19 protein-coding genes and 1 pseudogene are annotated in these 19,730 nt (G+C 44.2%); all 20 read left to right on the top strand.

All coding sequences use genetic code 11. The features are described 5' to 3' along the window. Positions 1 to 182 precede the first annotated feature (182 nt). The 20 genes and pseudogenes from surE (at position 183) to uvrC (ending at position 19,719) form a co-directional block, all read left to right on the top strand. Entirely contained in the window at positions 183 to 956 is a 774-nt protein-coding gene (surE, locus tag JG770_RS03130) for a 5'/3'-nucleotidase SurE (RefSeq protein ID WP_291955086.1), read from the top strand. 23 nt (positions 957 to 979) lie between these two features. Beyond that, positions 980 to 1,852, top strand: a complete 873-nt coding sequence (locus JG770_RS03135; RefSeq protein WP_291955089.1) for a MurR/RpiR family transcriptional regulator — start codon at positions 980 to 982, stop codon at positions 1,850 to 1,852. Next, positions 1,845 to 2,450 (top strand): histidine phosphatase family protein, encoded by a 606-nt coding sequence (locus JG770_RS03140; protein WP_291955093.1) that lies wholly within the window; start codon positions 1,845 to 1,847, stop codon positions 2,448 to 2,450. Before JG770_RS03135 ends, JG770_RS03140 begins: the two co-directional genes overlap by 8 nt. 37 nt (positions 2,451 to 2,487) lie before the next feature. Further along, positions 2,488 to 3,566: pseudogene (locus tag JG770_RS03145) on the top strand (NAD(P)/FAD-dependent oxidoreductase). Positions 3,567 to 3,582: 16 nt separating this feature from the next. Continuing rightward, positions 3,583 to 4,050 carry a hypothetical protein gene (locus tag JG770_RS03150; protein WP_291955096.1) on the top strand — a complete coding sequence of 156 codons (468 nt, stop codon included), beginning with the start codon at positions 3,583 to 3,585 and terminating at the stop codon, positions 4,048 to 4,050. A gap of 94 nt (positions 4,051 to 4,144) precedes the next feature. Beyond that, positions 4,145 to 7,483, top strand: a complete 3,339-nt coding sequence (locus JG770_RS03155) for a ribonucleotide reductase N-terminal alpha domain-containing protein (protein ID WP_291955099.1) — start codon at positions 4,145 to 4,147, stop codon at positions 7,481 to 7,483. A gap of 242 nt (positions 7,484 to 7,725) precedes the next feature. Continuing rightward, positions 7,726 to 8,190, top strand: coding sequence for a chemotaxis protein CheX (locus tag JG770_RS03160; RefSeq protein WP_291955101.1), 465 nt, complete (start codon positions 7,726 to 7,728; stop codon positions 8,188 to 8,190). An 11-nt stretch (positions 8,191 to 8,201) separates the two neighbouring features. Next, entirely contained in the window at positions 8,202 to 9,749 is a 1,548-nt protein-coding gene (locus JG770_RS03165; protein WP_291955104.1) for an NAD(P)H-hydrate dehydratase, read from the top strand. 75 nt (positions 9,750 to 9,824) lie between these two features. Beyond that, positions 9,825 to 10,097, top strand: a complete 273-nt coding sequence (locus JG770_RS03170) for a ribbon-helix-helix protein, CopG family (RefSeq protein WP_013781454.1) — start codon at positions 9,825 to 9,827, stop codon at positions 10,095 to 10,097. Positions 10,098 to 10,106: 9 nt separating this feature from the next. After that, complete coding sequence (locus JG770_RS03175; protein WP_291955111.1) at positions 10,107 to 10,457, top strand: type II toxin-antitoxin system PemK/MazF family toxin; 351 nt, start codon at positions 10,107 to 10,109, stop codon at positions 10,455 to 10,457. Positions 10,458 to 10,614: 157 nt separating this feature from the next. After that, positions 10,615 to 11,280, top strand: a complete 666-nt coding sequence (locus tag JG770_RS03180; RefSeq protein WP_291955114.1) for a heme NO-binding domain-containing protein — start codon at positions 10,615 to 10,617, stop codon at positions 11,278 to 11,280. After that, positions 11,216 to 12,319, top strand: coding sequence for a methyl-accepting chemotaxis protein (locus JG770_RS03185; RefSeq protein WP_291955117.1), 1,104 nt, complete (start codon positions 11,216 to 11,218; stop codon positions 12,317 to 12,319). Before JG770_RS03180 ends, JG770_RS03185 begins: the two co-directional genes overlap by 65 nt. A gap of 208 nt (positions 12,320 to 12,527) precedes the next feature. Next, positions 12,528 to 13,388, top strand: a complete 861-nt coding sequence (gene cdaA / locus JG770_RS03190; RefSeq protein ID WP_291955242.1) for a diadenylate cyclase CdaA — start codon at positions 12,528 to 12,530, stop codon at positions 13,386 to 13,388. Beyond that, complete coding sequence (locus JG770_RS03195) at positions 13,357 to 14,571, top strand: CdaR family protein (protein WP_291955120.1); 1,215 nt, start codon at positions 13,357 to 13,359, stop codon at positions 14,569 to 14,571. Before cdaA ends, JG770_RS03195 begins: the two co-directional genes overlap by 32 nt. Continuing rightward, the gene (locus JG770_RS03200) at positions 14,568 to 15,245 is read left to right on the top strand and encodes a hypothetical protein (protein ID WP_291955123.1); all 678 of its coding nucleotides are present in this window, start codon (positions 14,568 to 14,570) and stop codon (positions 15,243 to 15,245) included. Before JG770_RS03195 ends, JG770_RS03200 begins: the two co-directional genes overlap by 4 nt. Positions 15,246 to 15,262: 17 nt before the next feature. Next, positions 15,263 to 15,475, top strand: a complete 213-nt coding sequence (locus JG770_RS03205) for a 4Fe-4S dicluster domain-containing protein (RefSeq protein WP_291955126.1) — start codon at positions 15,263 to 15,265, stop codon at positions 15,473 to 15,475. A 14-nt stretch (positions 15,476 to 15,489) separates the two neighbouring features. Further along, positions 15,490 to 16,563, top strand: coding sequence for a 3-methyl-2-oxobutanoate dehydrogenase subunit VorB (locus JG770_RS03210; protein WP_291955129.1), 1,074 nt, complete (start codon positions 15,490 to 15,492; stop codon positions 16,561 to 16,563). Beyond that, entirely contained in the window at positions 16,563 to 17,318 is a 756-nt protein-coding gene (locus JG770_RS03215) for a thiamine pyrophosphate-dependent enzyme (RefSeq protein WP_291955132.1), read from the top strand. Before JG770_RS03210 ends, JG770_RS03215 begins: the two co-directional genes overlap by 1 nt. Beyond that, positions 17,315 to 17,854: a 2-oxoacid:acceptor oxidoreductase family protein gene (locus JG770_RS03220; protein ID WP_291955135.1), complete on the top strand. Its 540-nt coding sequence runs from the start codon at positions 17,315 to 17,317 to the stop codon at positions 17,852 to 17,854. The genes JG770_RS03215 and JG770_RS03220 overlap by 4 nt, the downstream gene beginning before the upstream one ends. Beyond that, positions 17,851 to 19,719: an excinuclease ABC subunit UvrC gene (uvrC, locus tag JG770_RS03225; RefSeq protein WP_291955138.1), complete on the top strand. Its 1,869-nt coding sequence runs from the start codon at positions 17,851 to 17,853 to the stop codon at positions 19,717 to 19,719. Before JG770_RS03220 ends, uvrC begins: the two co-directional genes overlap by 4 nt. The last annotated feature ends 11 nt before the right edge of the window (positions 19,720 to 19,730 follow it).

Genomic DNA, 19,730 nt, shown 5'->3' on the forward strand with positions numbered 1-19,730 from the left:
CCGGGATACATGGAAAGATGTTGAGGCTGACTATATAGCCCAAAACGTGCTGGACGCCGTTAGGTGGATTATTAATGACTTATATCTCACCAAATGAGCTGGGGCCCGGATAATAGTGTTTGCATGAGATAAGTGGATATAATATAATAAGCATATGAAACAGATGATGGAGGTAATTATATTTGAATATATTGGTCAGTAATGACGACGGTATACATGCCAGCGGTCTTCGCGCATTAGCTGCTTCACTGGCCGATATAGGGCATGTTACAGTTGCCGCTCCAGACAGGGAACGCAGCGCCGCAGGCCATGCTATAACCATGCGCGATCCTTTGCGAGCGGTACAAGTATCGTTTGATATAGCCGGAGTACAAGCCTATGCTATAGAGGGTACCCCGGCCGACTGTATCAAGCTCGGTATAGATGTGCTTATGGATGATAAACCCGATGTGGTATTCTCAGGCATAAATCGTGGTGCTAATCTTGGTACTGATGTAATCTATTCCGGCACTGTATCGGCGGCTATAGAAGGCGCTATATTCAATATACCGGCAGTGGCTATGTCGGTCACATCATATGAATATCTGGACTATAGTGCGGCGGCGGTGCTGGCAGCTGATATATGCCGTACGCTTATAGAACACGATATGCCTTCTAATATATTATTGAATGTCAATATACCACCTATGCCTATAGACGACATAAAAGGCATTCGTATAACCCATATGGGTGTTAAGCGTTATAAAAACAATTATGAACAGCGTTATGATCCCAGAGGCAGGCCATATTATTGGCTTACCGGAGAGCTCATTGAAGAAGCCAACGATGAGACCAGCGATATAGTAGCCATAGAACATGGATATGTTTCTATAACGCCTATACACTATGATCTGACGAAATATGATATGATTAAGGAACTAAAACAATGGCAGATAGGCGAATGGCCATTGAAATAAAAGTATAAATGGGAGAGTATATAATGAGCGATAGCGACGATTTACTTGCACGGATAAAAGAACATTATCAATCCATGAGTAAGGGACAAAAGCTTATAGCGGAATACATAATGGCTCATTACGAAAAAGCCGCCTTTATGACGGCTTCGCGCATAGGAGAGCAGGTGGGGGTCAGCGAATCCACGGTGGTAAGGTTTGCTGATCTATTGGGTTATGATGGTTACCCGGCGTTGCAGAAAGCGTTGAGAGAGCTTATACGCAATAAATTGACCACTGTGCAGCGTATAGAGATGTCGGCGGATTTCAATGATCCCAATGTATTATTTAAAACGGTTTTAAAGTCTGATATAAACAATATACGCTCTACTATAGAGGATATAGATGAGAATACGTTTAATTCCGTTATAGACAACATATTTGCCGCTAACACAATATATATTCTGGGGATGCGCAGTTCTGCTCCTCTTGCACAATTTCTGGGATATTACCTAAGCTTTATATTACCCAATGTGCGCGTGGTTACCTCAGGGGTCAGCGACGTATTCGAGCAGATGATTTGGATATCGGATAAGGATTTGCTTATAGGCATAAGCTTTCCACGTTATTCCAGCCGCACGATAGAGGCTGTTCAATTTGCCAAAGAAAGAAAGGCTAAAATAGTGGCTATGACCGACAGCCAGCTTTCCCCATTGACAAAGTGGGCCGATTGTACATTATTGGCTCGCAGCGATATGGCCTCGTTCGTGGATTCACTGGTAGCACCGCTTAGCCTCATAAATGCGCTCATAGTGGCCGTAGGGCAACGCAAGCGCGGCGATGTATCGATGTATTTTGGCGAGTTGGAGAAGATATGGAGTCAATACCACGTGTATGTGGGTAAGGAGAAGGATGAGTAGGTGGTATATGGTAAGGCACGGCCAAACGCTGTGGAATTTAGAGGGCAAAACCCAGGGCCAATGCGATATACCGTTGAGCGATAGAGGAAAGCAGCAAGCGTACGCCGTAGCCAAAGCGTTTAAAGGATGCGATATATCCCATATATTTTGCAGCGACCTCAAGCGGGCTCGCGAGACGGCGGAAATAATAGGGGAGGAAATAGATGCGCCTATTGATTTTTTGCCGGAGCTTCGCGAAATGAATCTGGGTTGCTGGCAAGGGCTGACATCGCAGATGCTTAGTACGCGTTATCCTAAGGATTATAATCTTTGGCGTACTGATCCGGGCAGGGTCATTATAAGCGGCGGCGAATCTTTAGATTCATTCAGGCAACGGATACGTTATTGCATTGAGGTTATAATTTCCAATGGATTTGGGGAAGATATAATCATAGTAAGTCATGGTTTGACGTTAAAGGTACTGACGTTGGAATTGCTCGGCATGGATATAAGGCATTTTAATTCTATAAGGATGGATAACGCCAGCATAACCGCTGTGGAGCTTAGAGAGAAGGGAAATATACTTGTATGGCTTAACGACACCTGTCATTTGCGCTAGCTATGATGTGGTAGTGGTCGGAGGAGGCGCCGCCGGCATGATCGCCGCAGGGACCGCGGCCGGCCGCGGTAAGCGCGTTTTGTTGATCGAGCGCAATGAAAAGCCGGGCAAGAAGATATACATAACCGGTAAAGGCCGGTGCAATGTTACAAATGCATCGGATTTAAACGGTTATATGAGCGCGGCAACAGGGTCTTTCCGGTATCGGATAAGTCCAGCGATATCATAAAGGGACTATACCGATATGTGGAGCAAAGCGGCACGGATGTATGGTTTAATGCGCGTGTTAAAGATATAATGACGGAGAATAATGTTGTAAAAGGGGTTGAACTTTATGATGGCAGGTCGGTTGAAGCAAGTAGCGTAATCCTGGCTACAGGCGGTTTGTCATATCCTACCACAGGTTCTACGGGTGACGGTTATACTATGGCTCAGCGATTGGGCCATACCATTAAGCCACTTATGCCATCGCTGGTACCTCTGGATATAGTCGAGGATTGGGTGAAAGGTCTGCAGGGGTTATCGTTAAAAAACGTTAAATTATCCGCTTATGCTGTCGGCAAACGATTTTTTGAAGAACAGGGAGAGATGTTGTTCACGCATTTCGGGATCTCTGGCCCGCTTGTCTTGACACTAAGCCGATATGTGCTCGACTGCAATGTGGCTGATATAGAGATCGTGCTGGATTTAAAGCCGGCTTTGACGCTACAACAACTGGATGAACGCATAAGAAGGGACTTCTCAAAGTATAATAATAAGCAATTTAAGAATTCCCTAGGCGACCTTTTGCCTCAAAAACTGATACCTGTCATAGTGGAATTGTCGCAAATAGAACAGGATAAACCCGTTAATCAGATTACCAAAGAAGAAAGGCGAAACTTGGCGGAGATGTTGAAGGAGCTGAAAATGCATGTGTCAGGCCTGCGTTCATTCAAAGAGGCTGTTATAACGCACGGGGGCGTGGATGTTGGAGAAATAAATCCCAAGACTATGGAATCGAGATTGGTAAAAGGGTTATATTTTGCCGGCGAGATCATCGATGTAGATGCTTTGACGGGAGGATATAATCTTCAAATAGCTTTTTCCACCGGTTACCTGGCCGGCGCCAGTTGCTGAAAGGATGTTCGAGCAGTTGTATAAGAGAATAATCAATAATATGGAGAAGCTTGAAAGAAAGATCAGCGTTGTGCTTATTACGGCGCTTATATTAACGGTGGTGTCACAGGCATTTTTATTTTTTTATTCGGACAATATACCTTTGAACAGAGCGGCCAGATTAGAAGGTCAATCGTTGCAAAGCAACGATATAACCTGGCAGCAACAAGCGCACTTGGTGCTTCATATAGAGGCGCAAAGCCTATATTTCGGCGATGTCTATGCTATGATAAATGGAGAGAGACGAGCGCTGCTGCGTGGCGAGGATACTTCGATAGTTGTATATGATGGGGATATATTGGAGATAGATGGCAGCGATTGTCAAGGGACGGTTATGCTTACTATAAAGGATGTCGATAGAATAATAGAACAACCGGAGATCGGACAGAAGCTTGTGGTGGCCGGCCGCATAGAAAAATGGGGTAAAATCGAATTTGAAAAATAATTATTGAAATCCCGAGCATAGTATTATACAATATGTTGTATGAAGTGCATGACTGAACTTCTATATATAGATATAACGGATAGGGGGCTATAACTTGAAACTTACTGATAATGCAATTAAAGTGCTTGAGAAACGTTATTTGGCAAAAGATGAGCAAGGAAACATCATTGAAACGCCGGAGCAAATGTTCAGGCGGGTGGCCCATCATGTGGCTCAAGCCGATTCCATATATGATTCCAAGGTTGATGTGTCGAAAACCGAACAAGAATTCTACGATATTATGACCGAGTTGGAATTTTTACCGAATTCTCCCACTCTTATGAATGCCGGCAGACCGCTGGGACAGCTTTCAGCATGCTTTGTTTTGCCCATAGAAGATTCTATGGAGGGCATTTTTGATTCTGTAAAAAATGCGGCGCTCATCCATAAAAGCGGTGGTGGCACTGGATTCAGCTTTTCGCGCTTGCGCCCGAAGGGGGCTACCGTGCGTTCTACCGGTGGCGTGGCCAGCGGTCCGGTCAGCTTTATGAAGGTATTCAATGCTGCTACGGAAGCGGTTAAGCAAGGCGGCACCCGTCGAGGCGCAAATATGGGCATACTTCGCGTGGATCATCCGGATATACTGGAGTTTATACAGTGTAAGAAGGATAACAGCGACATAACCAATTTCAATATAAGCGTCGGCATAACCGAGAGGTTTATGGAAGCAGTAGAAAGGGATGAAGAGTACGACCTCATAGATCCTCATACGGGCAAGACAACACAGCGTCTCAGAGCCAGACAGGTATTCGACCTTATAGTTGATATGGCTTGGCATAACGGCGAACCGGGCATAGTATTCCTTGATCGCATCAATAAGGATAATGCAGTGCCGGCTCTTGGAGAGATAGAAAGCACCAACCCTTGTATAACCGGAGATTCCTGGGTGGTTACCAGCAATGGTCCGGCACAGGTATGGGATATTCTCGGGCAGGAAGAGAATCTGGCTTTGAATGGCGTATTTAACAAGTCGGATAAAAAAGGCTTTTTCAAAACTGGAGTAAAGAATGTAATAAAATTGAGCACAGATCGGGGATATGAATTGACCCTGACAAAGGATCATTTGGTTAGAACTGCATCTAATGTTACAAGATTTAAAATTGATGAAGAATGGAAGGCAGCCGGTGAATTAAAACCGGGAGACCGTATTATCCTTTCAAATAACAGGGGACTGGTATGGGAAGGCAAAGGCAGCTATAATGAAGGCTTTCTTTTAGGACTTCTCATTGGGGACGGTACTCTTAAAAAAGAAGGCGGAATTATTTGTGTCTGGGGTAGTGATGAAGAAGCTCAAACACTTATGAAGGCTGCCGAGGATGCAGCATATACCCTGCCGCACAGAGGAGATTTCAATGGATTTCAGACAATAATCAGTGACAGACAGGAAAACAGGATGCGCCTTGCTTCATTGAGAGATCTGGCTGGTGAATACGGTATCCTGCCTGGAGATAAAAAAGTCAATTGTTCCATAGAGAAAACCAGTTATAATTTCCACAAAGGCTTCCTTAAAGGCTTATTTGATTCTGACGGGACAGTAGTAGGAACCCAGAAAAAAGGAATTTCGGTAAGACTCTGGCAAAAAGATATTGAATGTCTGAAAACGGCTCAAAGAATGCTTCACAGGCTTGGTATCGCATCCACGATTTATGTTGACAGAAAAGAGCAGAGTATGAAATCCATGCCTGATGGCAAGGGGGGACATAGGGAATATACTGTACAGTCAGGACATGAACTAATCATTTCCCAGGATAATTTGTTCCAATTCGCTGAAACAATCGGATTCAGCAGCAGTGAAAAGCAAAAAAGATTGAAGGAAGGTCTTGACAATTATAAGCGCAGCTTGAACAGAGAGCGGTTCTATGCTGAAGTTACAGAATGTTTTGAAATGGGAGAACAAGAAGTATTTGACGTGCAAGTTCCCGCAATCAATGCTTTTGATGCCAACGGCATATATATACACAACTGTGGCGAACAGCCTTTGCTTCCATACGAAAGCTGCAACCTCGGTTCGATAAACCTGCTTTCGGTAGTACAGCCCGTAGACGCCGGGAAATGGGAGATAAATTATGCTAAATTGGCCAGGATAGTGGATACCGCAGTGCATTTTCTGGACAATGTCATAGATGTGAATCTTTATCCCCTGCCTGAGATAGAAAAAATGACTAAGAGCACGCGAAAGATAGGATTAGGAGTCATGGGTTGGGCCGATATGCTGTTCAGGCTGGGCGTACCCTATAATTCAGATGAGGCAATAGAACTCGGTACTAAGCTCATGAAATTTATATGCGATAGGGCAAGACAGCAGTCGGTCGAATTAGCTGAGCAGCGTGGTACGTTTCCTGCGTATGAACAGAGCATATGGAATGATAAGGGATTGAGGGTGCGCAATGCCACCGTCACCACCATAGCGCCTACCGGCAGTATAAGCATTATAGCCGGTGTTTCTAGCGGGATAGAGCCGTTATTTGCCATATCATTCGTGCGTAATGTGATGGATAATACCCAATTGCCGGAAGTGCACCCAATATTTGAGGAAGTGGCTAAACAAAGGGGCTTTTACAATGCCGAATTAATGCGCCAAATAGCGCGTCAAGGCAGCATAAGGCACATAGACGGCATACCCGAGGATATAAAAAAGGTATTTGTTACAGCTCACGATATATCGCCGGAATATCATATCCGCATGCAGGCTGCATTCCAACACTATACCGATAATGCGGTGTCTAAAACGGTGAATTTTCCGAACAGCGCTACTCAAGAGGATGTGCGCCAGGCCTATATCCTTGCCTATAAGCTGGGATGTAAGGGCGTTACCATATACCGCGACGGCAGCAGGGAGGCACAGGTGCTGAATATAGGCGATAAAGATAAGGCTGATGCTGACGCTATGGCTCAACCCGAGCTGACCATCATACCGAGGCCTAGGCCGGAGATTACCCGGGGAATAACGGAGAAGGTACGAATAGGATGCGGCAATCTCTATATAACGGTGAACTATGATGATCAAGGCATATGCGAGGTATTTACCAATCTCGGTAAAGCGGGAGGATGCCCGTCTCAATCTGAAGCCACCAGCAGGTTGGTATCGCTTGCGCTGCGTTCGGGGATCGATGTGAAGGCGCTGGTGGATCAGCTAAAAGGCATACGCTGTCATACTACCATACGACAAAGGGGATTGAAGGTATTATCCTGTCCTGACGCTATAGCCCGTACTATCGAAAAGGTCATGAAAATACAGTCGGATGAGCAGCAGAACCACTTTGACACAGCCGATGATATAGAAAAACAAGATGATAATGAAGGCGGAGCTGTGTGCCCGGAATGCGGCGGAGAGTTGGAGCATGAGAGCGGATGCGTGATGTGTCCGAGCTGCGGCTATTCCAAATGCGGCTGATTCATATAAAAATTTCTTCTATGCTCACTCTAAAATAGCGAGCCTGTTTTACTCCCAGATAGTTCTTCGAAACACCGTCCTTCCTTTATGGGGAGAGGCTTACTCCCCTCTCTCATACATGACATTATCATAGAATAGCAACAGTTTCGACAAATTTCTTGCTCATGATAAAATTATGTGGTATTATTAAAGGCGGATAAATTCATTATTTTTATAATTACAATATGCAGGAGAAAATACTAATGAAAGCAGAGTATATCAATCCGTTTTTAGAGGCTGGGCATATGGTGTTGTCTATGATTTGCGGTATTGAACCTAAGGTTGGAAAGATATATCTTCGAACTTCGCCATTTTCAGCAAATGATCTCATAATAATTATAGGGGTAACTGGTAAAATAAAAGGTCAAGTACATTTTCTTTTATCTAAGGAGGATGCAAAAGGTATAGCATCATACATGATGGGTGGTATGGAAGTAAAAGAATTGGATGAGATAGCTGTAAGCGCCATAGGGGAAATAGGCAATATGGTGATGGGCAATACCAGTACCATATATGCACAGAAGGGGCTGCAGATAGACATAACGCCGCCTACTATACTGACAGGGGATAGCATCGAGATTTCCAGTAAAACACCTGCTATATCCGTGCCAATGGATCTGGAGCGCTTCGGCAGTATGGAGATAGTAATAGCTGCTATAGAACAATAGGGGATGGTAATATGAAAGCTGTGACGGTTCAACAGATGCGTTCTATAGATAGAATAGCAATAGAGCGTTACGGTATACCCGGCGTAGTACTTATGGAGAATGCTGCTTTGGCAGTTGTGGACAGGGTGATGAAACGTGTTCAACATCATAATGGCCGTCGCATTGCCGTTGTATGTGGCGGAGGCAATAATGGCGGCGACGGCCTGGCAACGGCCAGGCATCTTTATCAACATGGCTTAAACGTAAAGATTTATCTTTTGACCAATCCTTCTAAATTTAATGGCGATGCCGCTGTAAATTTTAATATCATTCAGGGAATAGGCGTGCCTTGCATGCAATTAGACGATGAGAATGCCTTGCATGAATTTTACACCGATATAAAGTATGTCGATGTGATTATTGATGCAATATTCGGTACTGGTATCAAGGGAGAGGTAACGGGTTTGCCTGCTGATGTAATAAGAGCTATAAATGAGTCAGCCGGTTATGTGATATCTGTCGATATGCCGTCGGGTATAAACGGTGATACGGGTGAGGTGTGCGGATGCGCAGTGACAGCCGACCAAACCGTGACGTTTGCGTTACCGAAGATAGGCCAGATCATCTATCCGGGTAAAAAGTATGTCGGACATTTGAGCATAGCCGATATATCTATACCGAAGGCTGCTATAAATAATGTGGATATAAACGCTGCATATATAACTGCTGATGATATAGCTTTGCCTGTGCGTGAAGCAGACAGTCATAAAGGCGATTACGGTCACGTATTGGTGGTGGGTGGTTCCGTCGGGTTTTCCGGTGCGCCGATCATGGCCGCTAAAGCCGCCATGAGAAGCGGAGCGGGTATGGTTACTGCGGTCGTACCGTATGGTATATACAATGCAGCAGCGGCTTCGGTGCAGGAAGTTATGGTGAAACCTGTAACTGATGATGGCGTGGGCAGAATTTCGGCCGATGCTCTAGCCGATATCCTTGCCTTGGCGCAAAAAGCCGATGTCATGATTATAGGCCCCGGTATGCAGGTCTATGATGAAATTTTTTATGTTTTGAGGAATATTATCGATTATATAGATATACCTATAATAGTAGATGCTGATGGCTTAAATGCCATTGCCCAACAAAAAGATTTGCTTAAGAACAGTAAAGGCAATATTATTTTGACGCCGCATCCGGGTGAGATGAGCCGTCTGACAGGGCTACCTATTGGACAGATACAATGCCAACGCATCGATATAGCCAGGAATTTTGCCTCTCAATACAACGTTGTGGTTGTATTGAAGGGGGCGGCTACCGTAACAGCTTGCCCGGATGGCCGCGTGTATATAAATAGTACCGGGAATGCGGGTATGGCCACAGCCGGAAGCGGAGATGTATTGACAGGCGTTATAGCGGCTATGGCAAACCAATGCCGATGCCTTGATAAAGCTTCATATATCGGTGTCTTTATACATGGGCTGGCGGGTGATAAAGCCGTTGAGGACAAGGGGATGGATGGATTGGTGGCCGGTGACATAATAGAAATGATACCGACAGCCATAAAATACATTTATAACCATTGACTTATGGATTAAATGTGCAGTATAATTCATAGTGTTTATGTTCTTCCTTACATATTTTTTGAGGAGGTTCTAAAAATGTCGGTTTCCAAAAAGATACTGGTTAGCCTGCCCGACAGTCTATTGAAAGAAGTAGACGAGATTGTGGCTATGGAGAAGAAGAACAGAAGTGAATTTATAAGAGAAGCTATGAAGCTTTATATAAGAGAAAGGCAGAAGATAGAGATAAAAGAACAAATGATTAAGGGCTATCAGGATATGGCCAGGATAAATGAGGATATGGCCGAGATCGGCGTCAAGGCCGACAATTACGCCCTTAATGCGTATGAAAGCTTTATTGGCGGAGAGTGATAAAATTAGATGATTATAAAGCGAGGGGATTTGTTTTATGCCGATCTAAGCCCTGTGATTGGTTCCGAACAGGGCGGGGTTCGGCCGGTGTTGGTAGTGCAGAACGATATAGGCAATAAATATAGCCCTACTGTCATAGTGGCAGCTATAACGTCGCAGATCAATAAAGCGAAATTGCCGACCCATGTGGAAATAAGCGCTTCTGACTATGGCTTGCCTAAGGATTCGGTAATACTATTAGAGCAAATACGTACCATAGACAAAAAACGCTTAAGGGAAAAAATAGGTTATCTTTCGGCTGAAACTATGAAAAAAGTGGACGAAGCATTACAGATAAGCTTTGGCCTTATAGAGTTATGATTCAAATCGATTGATCGTATGGTCGGTCGACTTTTTTATCTTGTGCTCCTATAGCACCGTACATATTGTAATATTAATGAAATATCTATTTTTAACCGATAATTATTATCAGTAGAAGTTCTTTGCTCTTAAACAAAACCTGCAAGCGGTCGATAAAATGCAAAAGAGGAGGGAAAGGCACATACGCCTTATGTGCCTAAATAATATGAAAGGTACTATTGTATCTACGTGGATATCCACGCTGAGGGAATTATACGGTAAAGATACCGTAAACGCTGCCTTAGAAAGGCTTGATTGGGATGTAAATAGAATCATAGCTCCTTTGGATGATATAGCTGATGAACAAGCCAAGGCAATAATAGAGCAGGTAGCACATGATGTGGGCAAAGAGCCCGCAAATGTATGGCGCGATTTAGGACGTCATAATATATATACATTTTCCAAATGGTTTCCGTCGTATTTCGAACGCAGCAGCTTAAAAGGCTTTTTACTGATGATGGATGCCGTTCATGCTCAGCTGACCAAGATAATACGAGGTGCCAAACCTCCGCGCCTAATATGCACAGAGATAACGCCGGATCAGGTTGATATGGAGTATATATCCAAAAGAGGATTGTTCGATTATTTTCTGGGCTTGTTAGAAGGCAGCGCCGCTTTCTTTAATGAACAATTGGACTATTACAGGTATAGCAACTTTTGCTACATCATGGTTATTTCCCGGGTTATCTATTGGGCAAAGGGTTACATATGGGATTGTTATGGCGGTTATAGGTTACATAGTTTCGCGTATAGTGATGGCCCCTATGAAACTCATAGAAGATGAGATGGATAAATTAGCGCAATTGGATTTCAGCCATGCGATATTGTTGCATAGCCATGATAATTTCCAGCGTCTAATGGATAAAATAAATATAGTTAAATCTAATATAACCAAAGATATGGTATTCTTAAAGGGTGGTACTGATGATATGTATAATTTCGCCAGGAACTTCTCTGATATAGCGATGGATATGAAAGGTGTTTCCGATACCATATCGGATGTAGTGCAGGATGTGGCCAACGGAGCGATTTACCAAGCTGACGAAACGGTTAATGCCGTTGGTATATTAGATAACGATATAAGGGATATAAATCAATTAGCCGAACAAGAAGAAAATAGCAGAGAACAATTAGAGCGGGCAGTAGAAAACATTCAAACTTCATCGCAAAATGTCCGTCGTGTATCGGATGTATTGGTGGAAGTAAAGGATAATTTCTCAGCTGTGAACGAACAAAGCGCGAACTTGGTTCAAAGTGCTGATGATATATTACAGATAAGCGCTGCTGTAGAGGATATAGCCGAGAAAATTAACTTATTATCGTTGAATGCTTCTATAGAAGCGGCAAGGGCGGGGGAGGCCGGCAAAGGTTTTGCGGTGGTTGCCGGAGAGGTTAGGAAATTGGCGGAAACATCCAAGCGTTCGGCCCAAAGCATAAGCAGCAGCTTACAATTGTTTGTGCAGCAGATCAATAATCTGGCGGAGCAGATCGCTGCTCAATTTCAGCAGATCGATGAAAGCAATGAGTTGCTGCAAAATGCTTCCGGCGATACCATGAGCGCCGCCGATAACATACAGGCTGTATCGCAGCAGATTGCTTCTCTGGTAGATAGGTTGTTTAACGAAACCAAACAGTTAAGCAAGGTTTTCGATAATATACAATCGCTGGCTGCCATAGCTGAGCAAAATTCCGCCTCTTCGGAAGAAATGAGCGCTAATGTTACCACGTATTCCAATAAGATAAAGGAATTGATGGACTATATAAATCAGCTTGAGGAGCTCACGGCCAGTTTCAAAGAACAGCTTGAAGAATATCGTATCTAACTTGCTCAAAAGGGATATATATATTATAATATTAATATAGATCAGTTAGGTCGCTGTTATAGTGTATATACTTTAATTGCGGCAAACGGGTTTTTGGAGCAAACTATAATATTAAGGATTGCATAGCGCAGTTATACCGTATATGCCTATTTTGGCATGTTCCAGATTAAAGTGTATATAGTACCTGCAATTAGTATGAGGTGTTATGATGTGGCAACAAGTCTTAAATGCGGTATCATTATTTCGCATAATAGACCTTATAGATATATTGATAATAGCCTATATAGCATATAGGATACTTATGCTCATAAAAGAAACGAGGGCGGAGCAGGTGCTCAAAGGCCTCGTTATATTGCTGATATCCACCCAATTAAGCGAATGGTTGGGGCTCAATACCGTAAACTGGTTACTTAGAAATGCTATGACCGTCGGCGTTATAGCTCTGCTTATAGTATTTCAGCCTGAGCTCAGAAGGGCGTTGGAGCATATAGGCCGAGCCGGACTTATAAATATTTCGTTATTCATGCCCAGCGAGAACGATTATAGCGATGCCGTAGAGGAAATAGTTAAAACCGTGCAGAACTTATCCAAGGATAAAATAGGAGCGCTCATTATTATAGCAGGCAAAACGGGCCTGAATGAGATCATAGAAACAGGTATCAGAGTAGATGGAAAGGTTTCATCCGAGCTATTGAGCAACATATTTGTGCCTAACACGCCTTTACACGATGGTGCCGTTATTATAAAAGATGATCGCGTAATAGCGGCGGGGTGTTTTTTGCCATTGACCGATAGGCAGGATATAAGCAAACAGCTCGGTACACGTCATAGAGCGGCGATAGGCATATCAGAGGTCAGCGATGCGTTGGCTATAGTGGTTTCGGAGGAGACAGGCGTTATATCTATTGCGCGTGAAGGTAAGCTTACCAGATATCTGGATTCCAAAATGTTAAGGGACATATTGGTTCAAATGTATGCTCCGAGTCACGAAACAAGAGCTTTCAATTGGCGCATATGGCGGGAATGGAGGGAAAAGCATGGACAGAATATGGGCGGCGATGAAAAGTAATTTACCACAAAAAATAATATCTATAGTATTTGCGATAATACTTTGGTCTTATGTTGCCGGCGATCAAAATCCCAATATAGCGCGAACTATACGCAATATACCGGTTGAGATACAAAATGAGGCGGTTTTAAAAGGCAAACATCTAATACGTATGAATACGGATATACAAGAGGTAAGCGTAAAAATAGAAGGGCGCCGCAGCGATGTAGCCGCTTTTAAACCATATGATATAAAAGCCGTAGCCGATATAGGTTCGATAAATACCAGCGGTAAACACCAACTACCGGTTAAAATCATAAATGTCCCGAGCAATATAGATATAATCGATATTTCTCCGCCCTATATCGAAGTAGAACTGGAAGATATCGTGAACAATCAATTGCCTGTAGAATTGAAATTAGAAGGCCAACCTGCAGAAAATCATAGGGTGCTGGAAACCGAATTGGTGCCGGATGCGATCATAGTTACCGGACCGCGCAGTCTGGTTTCAAAGGTACGCACAGCAATAGTACGTATGGATGTGAGCGGGGCTGAATACGATATAACGCGTTCATTGCCAATAATGCTTTATGATGAACGGGAAAGACAAATAACAGATGACCTCGATTTAAGCACCGATTTTGTAAGGGTTTATCAAAAGATAAGGGCTGTAAAAACTGTGCCTGTAAAAGTAAATACGTCGGGGAAATTGCCTGATGGTCTGGAGATGGTCAGTATAGTCGCTCAACCTGCTAATGTGACTGTAGCTGGTTCAGACGACGATATTTCAAAGGTAACGGCAATTGAAACCGAACCCGTTGATCTATCTAAGGTTCAGGCCACCAGTACTGTTAAAGCGCAATTGATATCGCTCGCAGGTATTGATGTTATAGAAGGAGAACCCGTTATGGTGGATATAACTGTAAAAGAACAAGATGTACAGGAGGAGGTAGCTGTGACAGATCTAGTAATAGAAAATTTGGCAGAAAACCTTGAAGTAGGCGATAAACCGCGTAGTATAACGCTATCGGTAAAAGGGCCGTATAGTATTATAAAGGACTTAAAGCCAACCGATATAAAAGTCGTGGTTAATGCTCAAGGTATGAGCCGCGGGCGCCATGATATAACGCCTACTATAGTATTACCGGAAGGTGTAGAACTTATAAAAGTGGAACCACAGCCGGTGTCGGTGTTGTTAAAATGATGATGTCAGACAAGCGTATAAACATATTCGTAGGCCATTTCGGCAGCGGTAAGACCGAGATATCTATAAACTATGCTTTGGACCTGCAAAGGCAGGGCTTAAAAACCATGATAGTCGATCTGGATATAGTAAATCCGTTTTTCAGGACAGTTGAGGTAAGGGATTATCTAGAACAAAATGAAATAAAAGTCATAGCGCCGAATTTTGCCGGTACGGCATTGGACGTACCATCTATTCCGGCCTCGGTCTACAGCGCCTTTGATGATACGAATTTTAATGTGGTACTGGATATAGGAGGAGATGAGGTCGGGGCAAAGATATTGGGTAATCTGCGCGACCATATAAAAGACGGCACATACAATATGATGTATGTAATAAATGCCAGACGACCGTTGTCAGCTGATATATCGGCTGTCGGGAATTTGTTGCATTCTATCGAACAGACGTCGAGATTAAAAGTAACCGGCATTATTAATAATACGAATTTATCTTCCGAGACCACGATATATGATATAATGTATGGTCAGGCTTTGGCAGAAGATCTATCGCGGCAAACAGATATACCTGTGGTTAAAATATGCGGATTGCCGGACGTCTTAGAGCAACTGCCGGATGAATATAAATATAAGGCCATGCCTATAAAAATATTTTTACACGTTCCGTGGGAACAGTAACCGAAAGGGATGATGAAATGATTCATATAGTATTTTTCGAAGATATATGTAAGGGATGCGGTCTATGTACATCTGTATGTCCTGAAGGTATAGTGTCTATAAATAAAGATCGAATCAATGCCAGCGGATATAATCCGGCCGGTGTTACCGACGAGACCAAGTGTACGGGTTGTGCTTTTTGTGCCCGGATATGCCCTGATATAGCTATAAGAATAGAAAAGGTTTCGTAGAAAGGTGGAGTATTATGGCTCAAAAGGTACTTATTAAAGGAAACGAGGCTATAGGGGAAGCGGCTATCATGGCTGGTTGCCGTCATTTTTTTGGCTATCCTATAACGCCTCAAAATGAGGTGGCCGAATATATTTCCAAACGTATGCCAGAGGCCGGAGGCTGCTTTTTACAGGCCGAAAGCGAATTGGCTGCTATAAATATGGTATACGGTGCGGCAGGAGCTGGCGCCAGGGTGATGACATCGTCATCCAGCCCGGGTATAAGCCTTATGCAGGAGGGCATATCCTATATAGCCGCATCGGAATTGCCATGCCTGATAGTCAACGTCATGCGCGGCGGGCCGGGGTTAGGCGGCATACAGCCATCTCAGGCCGATTATTTCCAGGCCACAAAAGGCGGCGGTCATGGCGATTACAGGTTGGTAGTGCTGGCGCCATCGACTATACAGGAGATGATAGACCTTATAGTAGAGGGGTTTGATATAGCCGATCAATATAGAAATCCAGTGATGATATTGGCCGATGGCATGCTGGGACAGATGATGGAGCCTGTGGTATTGGAGCCTAAAAAGCGAATAGAAAGACAGCTTCCGGCAAAGGATTGGGCAACCACCGGATGCGATGGCAGCCGCCCGAGAAATGTGATAAATTCGCTGTTTATGATACCGGAGCAATTGGAACAGCGTAACCTTATACTCATAGATAAGTATAAACGTATTGAACAAAACGAAGTGCAATATCAATCAATAGATATCGAAGGCTCCGATGTAGTGTTGGTGGCTTACGGCACTATGGCCAGAATAGCCAGGACGGTGGCGAAAAAGGCCAAGGAATTGGGAATAAGCGTCGGAATACTGAGGCCTATAACTTTGTGGCCGTTTCCATATGATGCTGTTGCTGCCATAGGCGATATGCCGAATGTCAAGGCGGTATTCTCTATAGAGATGAGCGCAGGGCAGATGGTAGAAGATATAAAATTGGGTATAAACGGGAAAAAACCGGTATATTTCTACGGCCGCACGGGCGGCATGATACCGTCTCCCAATGAAATATTGGATTATATATGCGATGTACTGGAGGTGCGATAATGTCGATTATATTTGAAAGGCCGCGTTCGCTCACCGATAAACCATTTCATTATTGTCCGGGATGTACCCACGGTTTGGTACACAGGTTGGTAGCCGAGGTTATAGATGAATTGGACATCCAAGCCAATACCATAGGGGTTGAGCCGGTGGGTTGTGCCGTATCGGCACATGATTATTTTGATATAGATATGCAGGAAGCAGCGCACGGCAGAGCTCCGGCGGTAGCTACCGGTATAAAGAGGGTATGGCCGGATAAAGTGGTATTTACCTATCAAGGCGACGGCGATCTGGCTTCCATAGGTATGGCTGAGATAGTGCATGCCGCCGCTAGGGGCGAGAGAATAACCACCATATTTATAAACAACGCTATATTCGGTATGACGGGAGGACAGATGGCACCGACATCGTTGCTTGGGCAGGTTACCACCACATCTCCGCATGGCCGCGACGCGGGTAGTGCCGGTTATCCTATACGCGTGAGCGAACTTTTAGCCACATTGCAGGGAGCGGCCTACGTAGCGCGTGTATCGGTGCACGATGTCAAGAACATCGCCAGAGCTAAACGCAGTATAAAAAAAGCTTTTACCACTCAGATAGAGGATAAAGGTTTCTCCATAGTAGAGGTGTTATCCACATGTCCTATAAACTGGGGCATGACGCCTGCGGATTCGCTTAAATGGTTGCAGGATAATATGATACCGTATTATCCTTTAGGAGAGCTTAAAGTGGACGGCGAGGGAGTGATCAACCGATGACGCACGAAGTTATAATGGCGGGCTTTGGCGGGCAGGGTGTCATGTCGATAGGGCAATTGTTGACGCATGCCGGTATGGAAGTCGGCTTGAATGTATCATGGTATCCGTCATATGGTCCGGAGATGCGCGGTGGTACTGCGTTTTGCCATGTTATAGTTTCTGATGAATTCATAGGTTCTCCACTGGTTACCTCACCTACCGACCTTATAATAATGAACAGGCCTTCGCTGGACAAATTCGAGCAAACAGCAGCGTCCGGAGCGTCGGTGTTTGTGAATAGTTCGCTTATAGATCGCGAAGTAAAAAGGGATGATATAAAGGCGTATTATATACCAGCCAACGACATAGCCAATCGATTGGGTAACGTGCGTGTAGCCAATATGGTAATGTTCGGTGCATTTTTAGCTTGTACTGGTATAGCACCGGTAGATGTGGTTGAGCTTTGTTTTAAGGAGATGCTGGGCCCTTCTAAGGCTCATATGATAGATGTGAATCGTAAAGCTTTACGTGAAGGGATGAAGCTCGTCGACAAATGATAAATGATATACCCGATCTGGAGCAACGTCTTAAAGACCTTCCGGATAAACCGGGTGTTTATATAATGAGAGATAAAAATGGACGGATAATATATATAGGCAAAGCGGTGTCGCTTAAGAACCGCGTCAGGCAGTATTTCCGCTCTTCTACAAACCATTCCCCGAGGATACGCTCAATGATAGCGCATATCGCTGACTTCGAGTATATATTGACTGATTCCGAGGTGGAAGCGCTGGTACTGGAGTGCAGCCTTATAAAAGAGTATCATCCCAAGTATAACGTGTCGCTGCGCGACGACAAGCATTATCCTTATATAAAGATTACAGTAAACGAACCATATCCGCGCATAATGTTAGCGCGCTCGACTGAACCTGACGGAGCGCGCTATTTTGGCCCTTATCCGAATAGCGCCGCCGTAAAGGAAACTATAGAGGCTATTAAAGGATTGTTTCCTGTGCGCACATGCAAACGCAATCTGAACAGCAAAAAGAAAGAGAGACCATGCCTTGATTATTATATAGGCCAATGCATGGCACCGTGCCAGAAAGACATACCTGCCGAACAGTATGCCGATGTCATAAGACAGGTATGCGATTTTTTGGACGGCCGCCAGGAAGGTATTATAGATAAATTAAAAGAGCAAATGCAGCAGGCTATAGATGCGCTTAACTTCGAAAAAGCTGCCGTATTGCGCGATAAGATAAACGCCATATCGAGCTTGCAGGAGAAGCAGAAGGTGGTGTCCACAGAGCTCATAGATCAGGATGTGATAGGTGTTTTCCAGCAGAATGAGGATTCCATGATTCAGGTATTTTTTATTCGCGGGGGTAGGATGATAGGAGCGGAGCACTTCTTATTGGAAGATACGGGGCATGATGATACGGCGTCGCTCTTGGCTTCATTTATGGAACAATTTTATTCCGGCATAAACTTTATACCTAGTGAAGTATTGTTGCCGGTATGGCCCGAAGATGGGCAAACTATAGAAAAATGGTTGTCTGATAAAAAAGGCTTAAGGATTCAGCTTAAAGTGCCGATAAAAGGAGAGAAGCGCAAACTTGTGGAAATGGCGGAAGAGAATGCCAAGGAAGCATTAGAGCGTTTCAGTCTAAAGATAAAAGCTGATAAACAGCGTACGCAAGGAGCTCTTGAACAATTGGCCGAGATACTCGGATTAGATCAGATGCCATGGCGCATAGAGGCTTTTGATATATCCCATATTCAAGGCACCGATACCGTGGCTTCCATGGTGGTAGCCGAAGGAGGACGGCCCAAGAACAGCGACTATCGCCGGTTCAGGATCAGTACGCCTCAAAACGACGATTTTGCCAGTATGGCTGAGGTCGTGGAGCGAAGGTACAGTAAAGGCTTGGCGGAAAAGAGAGAACTTGCGGCAAAGGGTTTGGATATAGAAAACGGTAAATTTTCTGCGTTTCCCGATCTGATACTTATAGACGGGGGGCGCGGGCAATTAAATGCCGCCGGACAGATATTAACGGGCTTGGGCTTGGACTATATACCGATTATAGGTTTGGCTAAGGAAAATGAAGAGATATATATACCGGATAAACCGGAACCGCTGGTATTGCCCAAGGATAGCCCGGCACTTCAGCTGCTCCAACGCATAAGGGACGAAGCGCATCGCTTTGCCATCTCCTATCATAGGAGCTTACGTGGGAAGAGCGCTCTCCAATCAGTATTGGATAACATCCCCGGCGTGGGCGATAAACGCAGAAAGGCACTGATGGAACATTTCGGTTCTGTAGAAAATATAAAACGAGCCGGGGTGGAAGAGCTGGCATCGGTCGAAGCTATGAATATATCGGCAGCTAAAAAGGTGTACGAATATTTTCATAGCATATAGCAATTATATAT

Source organism: Mahella sp. (genome assembly GCF_020054945.1).
GTDB lineage: Bacteria > Bacillota > Clostridia > Mahellales > Mahellaceae > Mahella.